Source organism: Ralstonia sp. A12, from assembly GCF_000801955.1.
Taxonomy (GTDB): Bacteria; Pseudomonadota; Gammaproteobacteria; order Burkholderiales; family Burkholderiaceae; genus Ralstonia.
In genome coordinates this window covers 46,260-60,999 of sequence record NZ_JSZO01000012.1, presented here as the reverse complement: position 1 = coordinate 60,999, position 14,740 = coordinate 46,260, and the positions used below count along the sequence as shown (strand labels likewise).

Sequence of the window (14,740 nt, the reverse complement as noted above, 5' to 3'; positions counted from 1 at the left end):
CTCACCGGTCGGTGATGGCGTTGGTGGGTTGCGTGGTTTGCCGCAAGCGGGCGTTGGACCACGAGGGCGCATGGACTCGCTGGATTGGGGCACGCGCCACCACCTCGGCGGCCGCTGCGTCCACCTCCTTCAGGAAGGCGCGGGCGTCCCAGTCCAATGGCCAGCCCTGCCACAGGCGCAGCTTCCCAGCGACAAAGACCGCATCGATCTGGCTGCGATTGGCGAGCCGGACCAGCTCCCAACTGAGATTCCAGGACGGCCGCATCTCCGGTACGTCGATGTCGACCAGCAGGAAGTCCGCGGTCTTGCCCGGCGCAATGTCACCGATGCGGGCGCCCAGGCGCAGCACGTTGGCGCCGCCGTGATGGGCGAGGTTCAGCCACAGGTCGCCGTCACCGCAGGCGGAATCGCCGGTGGTGAGGCCGAAGGCGAATCGCTGGGCGGATTCCGCCGCATCGAGCAGCCGGAAGGCGTCGCTGCGCGTGCCATCGGTGCCCAGTCCGACCCGGATGCCGAGTGCCGCCATCTGCATGGCGGGCGCCACGGCGTTGCCCTTCCACGAACTGGCGACGGGGTTGTAGCTGACCGCGGCGCCGGTATCGCGCAGCAGGTTCAGCTCGGTGGGGGTGACGAGCGTGGCGTGCGCGATCAGCGTTTGCGGCCCGAGCGCGCCGGCGTAGTGCAGATGCTCGATCGGGCGCATCTTGCGTTGCACGATCGACCGCTCGACAGATGCGAGGTGCTCGTTCGCGTGTGTCTGGAAGATCGTGTCGGCGTCGGTGCACAGTGCTGCGGCCGCTTGCAGCATGCCGTCGGACCCGGCTTCCGGTACCGAAATGGCCAACGACGGATGCACGAGCGGATGGTTCTCCCACCGCGCCAAGTGCTGCTGCGCACGCGCAAGGATGGCGGCCCGTTCATGTGCATCCACGTGGTCGGCCATGTCGTTGCAGATCAACCCGAGCACACAGCGGATGCCGACTTCCTGCGTGGCGGCGGCAATGGTCGTGGCATCTCCGTCGGCACGCGTGCCCGCATCGCAGACCGTGGTGAAACCGCCGCGCAGCGACTCCAATGCGGCCAGTTTGGCCGACATGTGCAGCAGGTTCTCGTCGAGGCAGTTTTCCAGCGGCACCCAGATCCGGCGAAAGATTTCCGAGGGCTCGCCAAACGCGAACGCCTTGCCGAACGACTGCGTGAGGTGATGGTGGGTATCGATGAAGCCCGGCATGATCAGCTTGCCCGGCAGGCTGAGCGGCATCAGGTGCGGGTAGCGCGCGATCAGCGCTTCCGCCCGGTCGATGTCGAGAAATTTTCCGTCGGCAACGACGGCGCCGTACCCCTGCACCGGCCCCTCGTCCAGCAACAGGTACTCGGGCAACAGCAGCAATTCATCGGCGCGCAGATCGGTGTGCGACAGGCCGGGCGGGGTGGAGAGAGACGTGGCGAGGGAAGCCATGATGGGTCCGTATCAAGGAGGGGTTGTTAGTGGCAGGGATGCTTGTCGCTCACTGCCGTTTCGAGATGCATGGCCGGATTGGCGGCATTGCGTACCGGCCAGCGCAGGTATTCGAAGACGATGTTGACGAGTACCGCCGTCAGCGCGCCCATGGCGAGTCCGTTGTTGAGCACGATCTGCAGCGTTGCGGGAAACCGGCTGTAGATGCCGGGCACGACGATCGGGAGCAGCCCCATCGTCAGCGCGGCGGCGAGGGTGTACATGCTGGAGCGGGCGCGCAGATCCACCTGGCGCAGCAGGTTGATGCCCATCACCCCGATGATCGAGAACACGACCAGCGCGGTCCCGCCCACGACGGCGGCTGGAATCGCGTTGGCCAGTCGGCCCAGCGGCGCCAGCAGTGCAATGACGATCAGGATGACGCCCGCCATTGCAGTCACGTAGCGGGAGCGGATGCCGGTGGCCTGAACGATGCCGATGTTCTCGCTGCTGGTGATGATCATCGACGTGCCAAACAGCCCGCCCAGCACTGACATCAGCGCGTCCCCGCGGATGGTCTTCGGCACCGTCACGCGCGGATCAATCTCCTTGCCCACGACCTCGGCGATGGCGACCGTCTGCCCGGTCGCTTCCGCCATCGAAATCACGCTGAAGATCAGCAGCGGCAGCGCCGCAAGCACGTCGAATTGCGGCGCGCCGAACGGCAGCGGCGTGGGCAGCGTGATGAACGGGCCGGAGAAGACGCCGGTGAAGTTCATCAGCCCGAGCACGGCAGACAGGGCGGCGCCTGCCAGCATGCCCAGCAGCACGGCCAGTTGCCCGAACATGCCCGAGAACAGCCTGGCGAACAGGATCGTGAAGGCGACGGTCGCAAGCGCCAGGCCAATCCAGAGCGGGTTGGCAAACTCAGGTGTGCCCGGACGGCCGACGATGACGCCGCCGTAGATGTTGACCAGGTTGATCGCCACCAGAATCAGCATCGCGCCAATGACGATGCGCGGGAAGAATTTCAGGCAGCGCGCGAAGACCGGGAGCAGCAGGAAGTAGAACAGCCCCGCCAGGATGACCGCGCCGGTGGCGGTCTGCAGGTTCGTTTGCTGCGCGATGAGCACGAAGAGCACGAGCGGCGCCCCACCGGGCACCATGATGAACGGCAGGCGCGCCCCGAATCCGCGCGGCCCAAACGACTGCAGCAGACTGCCCAGGCCGCAGGCGAGGAAGGTGGCGCTGATGAGATCCACCGTCAGCCCGGAGGGCAGGCCGAGCGCCTTGGCGACCAGAAACACCGCAGTGATCGGCGATGCGGCCACCACCATCACGTGCTGGAGTCCAAAGAGGATAAGGGTGCGTAGCGGCAAGCGCTCGTCGACAGCGTCTGCCGGCTGGGTCTTCGTCATGGTGGTTTGTCTCCTATTTCCCGGCGGACGCGGGTTGCGCCAGCGTCGGGCTGCTCCGGTTTCCGGATGCGATGGTGTTGTTTCCCCAAATCGATTTGGGGTGCACCCCAAAAAAATGGGCGGGCGCCCCAAATCGATTTGTTAACTTAGAATGATGCGCTAGAATCGAGTTGTCAATTTTTATTCTCTATTGATTCTGTGCTCCGATAGGCGATGACGCCACCCGACAAAACCGGGCACGGAGACATCAACCGAAAGCAACAGCATGCAGACTCCAGCGTCGCCAAGGCGGCCAACGATTGCCGATGTCGCTCGCGCGGCAGGGGTGTCCCCCACCACGGTGTCGCACGCGCTCAACGGCAAGGGCTATGTTGATGTGCACACGCGCGAGCGTGTGAAAGAAGCCGCACGCGCGTTGGGTTACCGCCCAAGCATCCGGGCGCAACGCCTGCGCACCGGGGAGGCCCGCTCAATCGCGCTGATTTCCTCGATGCCGTACGAGGTTGCAGGTGGTGCGTCGCGCCTCGGGTTTCTGATGGAGGTGGCGGCGGTTGCCGCTGCCAGCGCGCTGACACGCGGCCTCGCACTGGTTCTGGTGCCACCCATCGTGGGTGGCCGGTTGCCGCTTGAGCAACTCGACATCGACGGCGCGATCGTGCTTGAACCCACGGCAGACGACGCGAATGTCGTCCACCTGCAGGAGCGCGGTCTGCCGGTGGTGTGCCTGGGGCGCCAACCCGGCAACGATGCCGTGCCTTACGTCGATATTCATTCCTCGGCCACGACTGAGATGCTGCTGCGGCATTTGAAGGACCAGGGCAGTCGGCGCATTGCGCTGCTGATCGGCGCGCAGGAGCGCAACTCGTACATCGAATCCCGGGCCTGCTACGAGCGGTTCTGCACCGAGCACGGCATGGCACCAATCATCGCTGTCGCGGATGAATCAGGTGGGGAGGCCGCAGGGCAGGAGGCCTGTGCCGCACTGCTGCGCGATCATCCCGACATCGATGCGCTGTGCGCGCTGGTGGATGCCTTTGCCGTGGGCGCGGTACAGGCCATCGGCAGCCACGGGCTGCGTGTGCCGGACGACGTGAAGGTGGTGACGCGCTACGACGGGATTCGCGCAAGAAGCTGCCGGCCGCCACTGACCGCCGTGGATCTCCACCTGGACGACATGGCCTCGCTGGCGGTGGCCCTGCTGTTTGATCATCTGGGTGGAAACGCAGATGCCCGCCGCTCTATTGCGCCGCCACTGCCGAATCTGGTGGTGCGTGAGTCTTCAGCGGGACCTGCAGCCTAGTCGATCTCGTTGGCGCGCGAGTCGCTCAGGCGAAGCGCGTCACGGTATCGCCCCGGCAGAACGCCAGCAGCGTCAGTTGCCCGGCCTTGGCGTGGCTGATGGCCAGCGAGGACGGCGCAGAGATCGTCGCCAGCAGTGGAACGCCCACGTGTACGCACTTGCGCGCCAGCTCGAAGCTCGCGCGGCTGGTCATGACGACGAAGCCGTCTGCGGGGCGGACACCCAATCGAGTCAGCCTGCCGATCAGCTTGTCGAGCGCGTTGTGGCGGCCGACATCTTCCAGCACGTGCAGCGGCGTGTTGCTGTCGGCAGGTACCCAGCCGGCCGCATGCAAGCCGCCCGTCAGCGCATTGGCAGGCTGATGCGCTGTCATCGTTTGCAATGCATCCAGCACCTGCGCCTGGGTCAAGGTGTCGACCCACGCGGGGCGTGCGAGCGTCACCGGTGTGTCTTCAAAGCTCTGCAGGCTTTCGATACCGCACAGGCCGCAGCCGGTCGGACCGGCCAGTGCACGGCGGCGCTCTTTCAGGCGAACGAAGCAGTGCGAGGCGATTTCGGTGTGAATCTCGATGCCATGCGCATGCGCATGCGTTTCGGCATCGGCACCGCGCCAGTCGGCACGGCTGTCGATGATGCCTTCGGACAGCGCAAAGCCCAGCGCAAAGTCTTCCAGGTCCGCGGGCGAAGCCATCATCACGGCGTGCGTGATGCCGTTGAAGACGAGCGCCACCGGTGCCTCGTCAGCGACGGCGGTGGTGGCATCTTCGTGCGTGCCGGCACGTGTGCACCGCGTTGCCGACGTGGAGACCACGGGCAGGCCGGCGGGGTGGCGGGTGAGGGCTGTCATACGGTGATACTCGGTACAGTGCGGCCGGCATCGAGCAGTACGACGAGCCAGCGTGTGTCATCCATGGCGACGCGCAACAAGCCAGCATCAGCCAGCGGATGCAACGCGCGCAGCACGGTGCTGGCGCGTTCACTCACGCGTTTGGTTAGCCAGGGCAGCGACACGGGCTTGCCAGGTTCGGTCTCACGCAACGCTGTCAGCAGCGCGAGCTGCAGCGCAGACCACGCCGGCTCTGTCGACATCAGGCTTCGGCCGTGGCGGCCGCCTGTGCATCAGCGGTGCGGGCCACTTGGCTCGGCACCAGCATCACCGGAATCGACTTGGATGTCGGCGTGCGCGCCTGATCGGCCACGGAAGATAGCGGCACCAGCGGATTGGTTTCGGGGTAGTACGCCGCCAGACAACCACGCGGGATGTCGTACGCCACCAGACGGAAGCCATCCGCGCGGCGCGTAGTACCGTCTTCGGACAGCGTGATCATGTCGACCCACTCGCCGTCTTTCATGCGGATGGTGTGCAGGTCTTCCCTGTTGATGAAGACCACGCGGCGCTGGCCGAACACGCCGCGGTAGCGGTCGTCCATCCCATAGATTGTTGTGTTGTACTGGTCGTGCGAGCGCACCGTGGCCAGCGTGAAGACGGTGGCATCGGCATGGCGCTCGCGGGCGCGGTGGACCGGCGTGTCGGTCGGCACGGCATGCGTGTGGAATTCGGCCTTGCCTGATGGCGTGTTCCAGACACGCTCCGATGCCGTGTTGCGCAGGCGGAAACCGCCCGGCACACGAATCTTCTCGTTGAAGCCGGCAAAGTCGTCGAACACGGCTTCGATGCGCTCGCGGATGCGGTCGTAGTCTTCCACCAGCCAGCCCCAGGGGATCGTGCTCTCGGGCAGCGTCGCCTCGGCCAGCCGCGCCACGATGGCGGGCTCCGACAGCAGGTGCGGCGAGGCCGGCGGATTGATGCCCGCCGACATGTGCACCATGCTCATCGAGTCTTCCACCGTCACGCCTTGTGTGCCGCCGGCTTGTTGGTCGACTTCGGTGCGGCCCAGGCAGGGCAGGATCAGGGCAGCCCTACCGTGCACGATGTGGCTGCGGTTGAGCTTGGTGGTCACGTGCACGGTCAGGTCGCACTGGCGCAGGCCGGCCCACGTGGCAGCGGTGTCCGGCGTGGCGGCCGCAAAGTTGCCGCCCATGGCAAAGAACACGCGGCCCGCGCCGTTGCGCATCGCTTCAATGGCACCGACGGTGTCATAGCCATGTTCGCGCGGCACGGCAAAGCCAAACACCTTCTCCAGCCGATCGAGGAACGCCGGTGCGGGCTTCTCATAGATGCCCATCGTCCGGTCGCCCTGCACATTGCTGTGGCCGCGCACCGGGCACGCGCCGGCGCCCGGGCGGCCGATGTTGCCGCGCAGGAGCAGCAGGTTGACGATCATCTGGATCGTCGCCACCGAATGCTTGTGCTGCGTGATCCCCATGCCCCAGCAGGCGATGACGCTGCCGGCCTTGATGTAGGTATCGCCGGCTTGGCGGATTTCGTTTTCCGGCAGGCCCGATTCGGCCTCGATGGTGGCCCACGATTCCGCGCGCACGTCGGCGGAAAAGGCGTCGAAGCCGCCGGTGTGCTGGGCGATGAAGGCGTGATCGATGATGGTGGGCTCGCCACGGCTGCGCGCCACGTCGTCGCGCTCGATCACATGTTTGATGATGCCCTTGACCGTTGCCAAGTCACCGCCGATGCGGACCTGATGGTATTCGGTGCTGATGCGGGTGGAGCCGAGCGTCAGCATCTCGATCTTGCTTTGCGGATCGGCAAAGCGCTCCAACCCGCGCTCGCGCAGCGGGTTGAACGACACGATTTTTGCACCGCGCTTCGATGCCTCGCGCAGCTCGCCGAGCATGCGCGGGTGATTCGTCCCCGGGTTCTGGCCGAAGATGAAGATGGCGTCGGCGCGGGTGAAGTCGTCGAGCGTGACGGTGCCCTTGCCGACGCCGATGCTGCCCCGCATGCCCGTGCCGGAGGGCTCGTGGCACATGTTGGAGCAGTCGGGGAAATTGTTCGTGCCGTATGCGCGTACGAACAACTGGTAGAGGAAGGCCGCCTCGTTGCTGGTGCGGCCGGAGGTGTAGAAGATCGCCTGGTTCGGATCAGGCAGTGCACGCAGGTGCTGCGCGATCAGCGCGAAGGCGGCGTCCCATTCGATCGGGACGTACTTGTCACTGGTGGCGTCGTAGACCATCGGGTGCGTGAGGCGCCCCTGGTCTTCCAGCGCGTAGTCGGACCAATCGGCCAGTTCGCGCACGGTGTGCTGTGCGAAGAACTCAGGCGTGGTGCGGCGGGAGGTGGCCTCGGCCGCGACCGCCTTCACACCGTTCTCGCAAAACTCGAACGTGGAGGCGTGGTCACGATCAGGCCAGGCGCAGCCGGGGCAGTCGAAGCCATCGGGTTGATTGGCCGACAGCATCGTCTTCGCGCCCTTGGCCGCGATGCCCTGTGACAGCAGTTGATGCGCAACGCTTTTGAGCGCGCCCCAGCCACCGGCCGGATGACGATAAAACTCAATTTTCTGGTGCTTCATGGTGGCGAGGCGGCTTGATTTCAGGCGTTAAGAGAACAGAACAGCAGCTTTTTGGAGTGTAATCCAAACCCCCCAGCCCAACGGCAGGCCAACGGCTGCCCAGGCCAGTACCACGGCCACGGCCGAACCCGGATGGGCCTTCCATTCCAGCGACGTTTCCGGTGCCGCCACCGACGGCGTCAGGCTCTTGGTGGCCGCAACCTGGCGTTGCTCGTCGAGCTGCGCGTCGGTCATGAAGTGCTTCGCATCCACTGGGCGCACCAGCAGGTTGCAGATGAAGCCCAGAACCAGCAGGCCGGCCAGGATCATCATCGTGATGTCGTACACGGCAGCACGTTCCACGCCATGGGCAATCTGGTATTCACGCAGGTAGTTCACCAGCACCGGACCCAGGATGCCGGCCGTCGACCACGCGGTCAGCAGGCGGCCGTGGATGGCGCCCACCATTTGCGTGCCGAACATGTCGGCCAGATACGCCGGCACAGTGGCAAAGCCGCCGCCGTACATCGACAGGATCACGCAGAAGGCCAGTGCGAACAGCGCGATGTTGCCGGTGTGCGAGGTCCACGGAATCGATGCGTACAGCACGAAGCCCAGCACGAAGAAGATCGCGTAGGTCATCTTGCGGCCCAGGCGGTCCGACAGCGACGCCCAGAAGAAGCGCCCGCCGATGTTGAACAGGCTCAGCAAACCGGTGAAGCCCGCAGCGATGGCAGCGATCTGGCCCTTTTGCGCGGCGGTCAACTCCGTGAAGGCAGTCGTCACGCCGAGCAGCTTGCCGCCAAACACCTCCTGCAGCAGCGGCGAAGCCATACCCAGCACGCCAATACCGGCCGACACGTTCAGGCACAGCACGGCCCAGATCAGCCAGAACTGCGGCGTCTTCAGTGCCTGGCTTGCGTGTACGTGGCGCTGCGTGACCATGGTGTCCTTCGCCTTGGCGGGCGAGGGCGCCCAGCCGGCCGGTTTCCAGCCCGTGGGCGGCACGCGGTAGCCCAGTGCGCCCGCCATCATGAACACGAAGTAGATGCCGGCCAGCACGATAAACGTTTGCGCCACACCCACGGAATCCGGCGTGGCAAACAGCTTCATCAGACGGTCAGCCAGCGGTGCGCCGATCATCGCACCGCCGCCAAAACCCATGATGGCCATACCGGTCGCCATGCCGCGCTTGTCCGGAAACCACTTGATCAGCGTCGACACGGGCGAGATGTAGCCCAGCCCCAGGCCAATGCCTCCGATCACGCCGGAGCCGACCCACAGCAGCCAGAGCTGATGCATCTGGATACCAATTGCCGAGATCAGCAGGCCGCTGCACCAGCACACCGCCGACACGACACCGGCCTTGCGCGGGCCGACACGTTCCAGCCAGCCGCCCCACAGCGCAGCCGACAGGCCAAGGAAGACGAAGAACAGCGTGAACATCCAGCCCAGGCTGGAAATGCGCCAGTCGCAGGTGGTGGTGAACAGCTCAGCGACGAGCGAGACATCGGCGCCGCAGGTTTGCGGCTTGGCAATGCCCAGCGCGCGCCCGAGCGGCAGCCAGAAAACGGAAAAGCCATACGCCATGCCGATACACAGGTGGATGGCCAATGCGGCAGGCGGGACCAGCCAGCGGTTGAAACCCACTGCGGCGATGGTGCGCTCGCGCGAAAAAAATGGATGCAGTACTGCTTCGGACATCGAAATCCCCCCGGATGTGTTGATGTGCCTGGTTGCTACGGTATGAACTGAGTTGGTCGCACCAGTCATGGCTGGTACGTACCTGCCGGCTGCAGAGGGACTGCGCCGACGTTGCCCGCGAAGATAGTGATGAGCCTTGGTCTAAATCAATAGTTGTAGAAATCCGTTGTATTGCGGGATGCGCAACATACAGCCTAATCAAGTTGTTTATGTGGTCATAAACATAAATAATCCTTAGAAATGGCTTTGCCGCCGAGCGGTTCGCGCTTGACATCAAAGCGGTTGGTGTTGCCGCCGCGAGCGCCAATACTGAAGGCGGGCAGTTTCCAAGCAGTTGGATAGCGGAGGTGGGGATGACGACTCATACGCCGGATACGCACGCACAGCCCGGACAGGCACGACTCGATGCCCACGCCCTGGGCGTTGGCGAATCCGTTGTCATGGGCGTGGCCGGCACCGCGCCCGCCTTCAGCATTGCGGCCACCACGGCCACGCTGATTGCCGCCGTCGGCGCGCTCACGCCGGCGAGCCTGCTCTACTGCGGGCTGATCATGTTTGGCGTGACCTTCGCCTACCTGCACCTGAATCGCATCAACCCGCACGCGGGCGCGGCGTATGCCTGGGTGGGTGCGATCTTCAACCGTACGTTGGGCTTCTTTGCCGGCTGGGCGCTGCTGGTGGCTTCCGGCGTGTTCATGGTGTCGGGCACGATCCCGGCGGCAACGGCCACGCTTACGCTGGTGGCGCCGTCAATGGCTGATCAGCCTGCCGTGGTGGCGCTGGTGGCCGCCGCGTGGCTGCTGGTGGTGAGCGCGGTCATCATCAAGGGCATCAAGCTGACGAGTTATTCGCAAGTCGCCATGACGGTGGTGGAGACCGTCATCCTGATCGCGCTGATTGTGCTGGCAGTGTCGAAATTCGGTGCGCACCCGGCGCATGCGCTGTCGTGGGCGTGGCTGTCACCCGGCGCCTTTACGCCGCAGCTTTTCGCCACCGGCGCGTTGACGGCCTTGTTCTTCTTCTGGGGCTGGGACGTGACCGTCAACCTGACGGAAGAAACGCGCGACGCCAGTCATGCACCAGGCCGCGGCGCGCTGTGGGCCATGGTGATCGTGCTGGCGCTGTTCATGGGCTTTGCGGCGGTGATCCTGCTCGTGCTGAGCGATGCGGAGATCGAGCAGTCCAGCACCAACGTCATCTTTGCCGTGGCCGATAAGCTGTTGCCGCGACCGTGGAGCTATGTGGCGGTGGTGGCTGTCATGCTCAGCACGGTCGGCACGTTGGAAACCTCCATCCTGCAGTTCACGCGCACGCTCTACGCCAAGGGGCGCGATGGCACGCTGCACGCCCGCTATGCGCGGCTGCACAAGACCTGGCACACACCGTGGATGGCCACGGCCGTCATCACGACGATCGGGCTGGTGCTGTTGTTTGGCGCGTCGTACTTTCCGAGCATCAACGCGATCATCAAGGATTCGGTCAACGCCATCGGCTTTCAGGTGGCGTTCTATTACGGGCTGGCCGGCTTTGCCTGCGCGTGGCACTACCGGCGCGATGCGCTGCGCTCGGTGTTTGATGCGGTGTTTCTGGTGCTATGGCCGTTGGGCAGCGCGCTGTTCTTGTGGTTCATCGCGGGCTACAGCGTGCCGACGTTCGATCTGCCGACCAACCTGATCGGCCTGGGCGGTATTGCAATCGGCATCGTGCCGTTGCTGCTCAACCGGCGGTTGGCTGAGCGCAATGGTCGCCTGGCTGGCAACCCTTAACCGGCCGTTGCTGAATCTGGCCAGGCGCAGCGGCTGATCTGCAGCTGGAATTCGCTTGCCAGCGCACGCAGGTGGGCGAAGTGCGACTGCATTTCCGCCGAGCGCTCGTGGTACGGCCCCACGCTTTGTGCAACGCGCTCGATGGCGTGGGCAGCGTCGCCGATGGCCAGGTGCCCCAGCATGCGCGACGAGCCCACGATGCGATGCGAGGCTTCGATGATCTCCGCATCCACGCCCCCGCGCAGGGCCTTCTCCAGGTTGGCGAGATCCTGCTCAACCGTCTCAGCAAACAAGTCGACGATGAAGCGCCACTGCTGCAGGTCGAGGCCGAACAGATCGGTCAGCGTGCTGATGACCTGCGGGGGGAGCAGGCCGGCGACGGTTTGATCGACCGTGTCGGAGACGGTGGCTGCAGGGGTGTCGTGGAGGGGCTGCATGGCGTGGTGCGTGGATTTAGGCTTGAACCACACTTTGCGTGCCGGGCCCGCTTGCAACAATGAGATTCGTCCGATTTGAACGCGCCCACGCACGAATTGACAGGCCTAAAAAACAGATCGGGCGTATCGCTTGTGCGGCGATACGCCCAATCGGGTGTTGAGCGGGTGAGGCTCAGGGCAGCATGGCTGCGGTCGGCGTGACGTCCGGCTCGCGCGGGGGCGTGCCGCGATGGCGGTGTGCCCACGTGAACACCACCGGCAACACCAGTAGCGTGAGGATCGTCGTCGTTACCATGCCGCCGACGATCACCAGCGCCAGCGGGCGTTGCGCCTCGGAGCCAATGCTGTGCGACAGGGCCGCCGGCAGCAGGCCCAGGCCTGCCAGCATGGCCGTCATGATGACCGGGCGCAGACGCAGCGCTGCACCTTCCACCGTGGCTTCATGCAGGTTCTCGGAGTGCGCCAGACGGTTGACGTACGAGATCAGAATCACCCCGTCCTGGATGGCGATGCCGAACAGCGACAGGAAACCGATGCCCGCCGAGATCGACAGTGTCTCGTTGGCAATGTGCAGCGCCAGCAAGCCGCCGATGGCTGCAAACGGCACGTTGAGTACCACCATCAGCGCGTCCTTGAAGTTGCCGAACGTGCTGTAGAGCAGCAGGAAGATCACCAGGATCGTCAGCGGCACGATCACCATCAGCTTGCCCTGGGCGACCTTCATCTCGTTGAACTGGCCGTCCCACTTGACGGTGTAGCCCTCGGGCAGCTTGACGTTGTTGCCCACCACGCGCTGCGCTTCATCTACGGCGCTGCCGAGGTCGCGCCCACGCACACCAAACTTGATGGCGATGTAGCGCTTGCCTTCCTCGCGGTAGATGAAGAATGGGCCATCGGTCATCTGAACCTTGGCGATCATCGACAGCGGGATGTGCTGGCCGTCGGGCGTGTCGATCAACAGTTCACGGATGGCGTCGTACGAAGCGCGCGACTGCTGGTTCAGGCGCACCGCCAGCCCGAACGATTTCTCGCCTTCCAGGATTTGCGTAACCGGCGAGCCGCCAATGGCGTACTGCACCAGGTTCTGCACATCGCTCACGTTGATGTTGAAGCGCGCGGCGGCCTGGCGGTCGATGGTGACATTCAACGTGGGCTGGCCCAGCTCGCGGAAGATACCGACGTCTACCAGACCCTGCACCTTTTTGAGCTGCGTCTGGATTTCGTTGGCCTTGGCTTCGAGCATGTTGAGATCGTTGCCGAACAGCTTGACCGAGTTCTCGCCCTTCACGCCCGAGAGCGCTTCATCCACGTTGTCCTGGATGTACTGCGAGAAGTTGTATTCGATGCCCGGAATCTTCTCCAGATGCTTGGTGAGTCGTTCAACCAAATGCTCCTTGGTCACCCCCGGGCCCCACTTGTCAGGCGACGAGAAGTACAGGCCATATTCCTGGTTGAACACGCCGGTGGAATCGGTACCGTCGTCCGGCCTGCCGATCTGTACCGAGACCTTCTGGATTTCCGGCTGCTTGGCGAAGTACGTGCGCAGGTCGTTGGCGACCGAAGCGGAGTAATCCAGATCCACCGTATTGGGCAGCGTGATGCGCAGCCACAGGTTGTTCTCTTCCAGGGTCGGCAGGAATTCCGTCCCCAGGAAGCTGGCGCTGTACAGCGTCAGACCCAGCGCGGCCAGGGCGGCAGCAAACACCGTCTTCGGGCGTGCGATGAGCTTACGCAGCAGCGGCTTGTACCAGCGCAGGATCGCGCCCACAAACGCCGGCGAATGCGGATGCAGCGACTTGCCGAACACGAACGACGTGGTGGCCGGCACGAAGGTCAGGCTCAGCACGATCGACGCCATCAGTGCAAAGCCCATCGTGAACGCCATCGGCTTGAAGATGATGCCTTCCACGCCGCCGATGAAGAACAACGGTGAGTACGCCACGATGATGATGCCCGTGGAGAAGATCATCGCGCGCTGCACTTCGTTGGTGGCCTTGACAATGGCGTCTTCCAGCTTTTCAGCGCCTTCTTCCAGGTGACGCATGATGTTTTCCATCACGATCACCGCCGCGTCCACAATCACGCCAAAGTCGATCGCGCCCAGCGAGATCAGGTTGGCCGGCACATGGAAGTGCTCCATGCTGATGAACGACACGCACAGCGCCAGCGGAATCACCGCGGCCACCACGGCCGCCGCACGCAGGTTGCCCAGAAACACGAACAGCACCGCCAGCACCAGCGCAATGCCCACCACCAGGGTGTGTTCCACCGTACCCATGGTGATATCGAGCAGCACCTGGCGGTCGTAGAACGGCTTGATCTGGATGTCCTTGGGCAGGATGCCGTTGTTCAGTTCGGCAACCTTGTCGCGCACCTTGGCCAGCACTTCAGTGGCATTGGCGTCACGCTTGAGTAGCACAATGCCTTCCACCACGTCAGGCTGGTCGTTGTACTGCACCATGCCCAGACGCTGCACGTTGCCCACTTCCACTTCGGCAATGTCGCGCACGCGCACCGGCACGCCATTATTGGCGGCCACCACCACGTTGCGGATGTCTTCCACCGTTTGCAGCAGGCCCACACCACGCACCACGAACTGCTGTTCGCCGTCGCGCAGCAGGTTGCCGCCGGTGTTGTTGTTGGCGTTGCCGATGGCCGTGATGAGCTGCGACAGCGTAATGCCGTACGACTGCAGCTTCGCCGGCGACGGCACGATGTGGTACTCCTTCACCTTGCCGCCGAAGGAGCTGGCATCCGCCACGCCCTGCACGTGCTTGAGCTCCTTGGTGATGTCGTAGTCCTGGTAGCTCTTGAGCGTGGTGAGATCCACGCCGTCGCCCACCAGGCGGAAGCGCATGATTTCGCCGGTCGCGTCGGAGTCCGGGCTCAATGCGGGCTGGATGCCGGTGGGCAGATTGGCCTGCGCCAGGTACTGAGAGAAGTTCTGACGCGCCTTGAAGCTGTCGGTGCCTTCCTTGAACTTGAGCGTCACCACCGACAGCCCGAACAGCGACACGGAACGGAACGACTGCACGTCCGGTACGCCGGCCAGCGCGTTCTCGATGGGGATGGTGATCTGCTGCTCGACTTCGGTCGTGCTGCGACCAGGCCATTGCGTAATGGCCTGCACCGACAACGGCGCCACGCCCGGATACGCCTGCAACGGCAGTTCGCGGAACGACAGGACGCCTGCGACCAGCAGCGCAATCGCCAGGAAGACGATCAACAGCCGCCGCTTGAGAATGCCCGCGATCGGGTTGAAGCCCATGC

Annotated in this window: 10 protein-coding genes; 2 read left to right on the top strand and 8 right to left on the bottom strand. The window is 64.3% G+C overall.

From position 1 onward, the window contains the following. Position 1: 1 nt before the first annotated feature. A complete protein-coding gene (locus tag PI87_RS15580) occupies positions 2 to 1,459 on the bottom strand; it encodes an amidohydrolase family protein (protein WP_052321566.1) in 1,458 nt (485 codons plus the stop codon). 26 nt (positions 1,460 to 1,485) lie between these two features. Next, entirely contained in the window at positions 1,486 to 2,856 is a 1,371-nt protein-coding gene (locus PI87_RS15575) for a uracil-xanthine permease family protein (RefSeq protein WP_052321565.1), read from the bottom strand. A 265-nt stretch (positions 2,857 to 3,121) separates the two neighbouring features. On the opposite strand from PI87_RS15575, the gene PI87_RS15570 reads away from it, so the two are divergent. Then, the gene (locus tag PI87_RS15570) at positions 3,122 to 4,156 is read left to right on the top strand and encodes a LacI family DNA-binding transcriptional regulator (RefSeq protein ID WP_039598634.1); all 1,035 of its coding nucleotides are present in this window, start codon (positions 3,122 to 3,124) and stop codon (positions 4,154 to 4,156) included. 25 nt (positions 4,157 to 4,181) lie between these two features. Here PI87_RS15570 and fdhD read toward each other — a convergent pair whose 3' ends face one another. Genes fdhD through PI87_RS15550 form a run of 4 tightly spaced genes read right to left on the bottom strand, consistent with a single transcriptional unit; the run spans position 4,182 to position 9,267 of the window. Beyond that, the gene (gene fdhD, locus PI87_RS15565; RefSeq protein WP_039598633.1) at positions 4,182 to 5,003 is read right to left on the bottom strand and encodes a formate dehydrogenase accessory sulfurtransferase FdhD; all 822 of its coding nucleotides are present in this window, start codon (positions 5,001 to 5,003) and stop codon (positions 4,182 to 4,184) included. Further along, complete coding sequence (locus PI87_RS15560; RefSeq protein ID WP_039598632.1) at positions 5,000 to 5,245, bottom strand: hypothetical protein; 246 nt, start codon at positions 5,243 to 5,245, stop codon at positions 5,000 to 5,002. Before PI87_RS15560 ends, fdhD begins: the two co-directional genes overlap by 4 nt. Continuing rightward, the gene (locus tag PI87_RS15555) at positions 5,245 to 7,584 is read right to left on the bottom strand and encodes an FdhF/YdeP family oxidoreductase (protein WP_039598631.1); all 2,340 of its coding nucleotides are present in this window, start codon (positions 7,582 to 7,584) and stop codon (positions 5,245 to 5,247) included. Before PI87_RS15555 ends, PI87_RS15560 begins: the two co-directional genes overlap by 1 nt. A gap of 27 nt (positions 7,585 to 7,611) precedes the next feature. Next, positions 7,612 to 9,267, bottom strand: coding sequence for an OFA family MFS transporter (locus tag PI87_RS15550; protein ID WP_084209981.1), 1,656 nt, complete (start codon positions 9,265 to 9,267; stop codon positions 7,612 to 7,614). Between the two features lie 353 nt (positions 9,268 to 9,620). On the opposite strand from PI87_RS15550, the gene PI87_RS15545 reads away from it, so the two are divergent. Next, complete coding sequence (locus tag PI87_RS15545; protein ID WP_052321564.1) at positions 9,621 to 11,033, top strand: APC family permease; 1,413 nt, start codon at positions 9,621 to 9,623, stop codon at positions 11,031 to 11,033. Here the strand turns inward: PI87_RS15545 and PI87_RS15540 are convergent. Further along, the gene (locus PI87_RS15540) at positions 11,030 to 11,470 is read right to left on the bottom strand and encodes an Hpt domain-containing protein (RefSeq protein WP_052321563.1); all 441 of its coding nucleotides are present in this window, start codon (positions 11,468 to 11,470) and stop codon (positions 11,030 to 11,032) included. The genes PI87_RS15545 and PI87_RS15540 overlap by 4 nt on opposite strands. A gap of 172 nt (positions 11,471 to 11,642) precedes the next feature. After that, positions 11,643 to 14,738, bottom strand: coding sequence for an efflux RND transporter permease subunit (locus PI87_RS15535; RefSeq protein ID WP_039598630.1), 3,096 nt, complete (start codon positions 14,736 to 14,738; stop codon positions 11,643 to 11,645). Between the last annotated feature and the right edge of the window lie 2 nt (positions 14,739 to 14,740).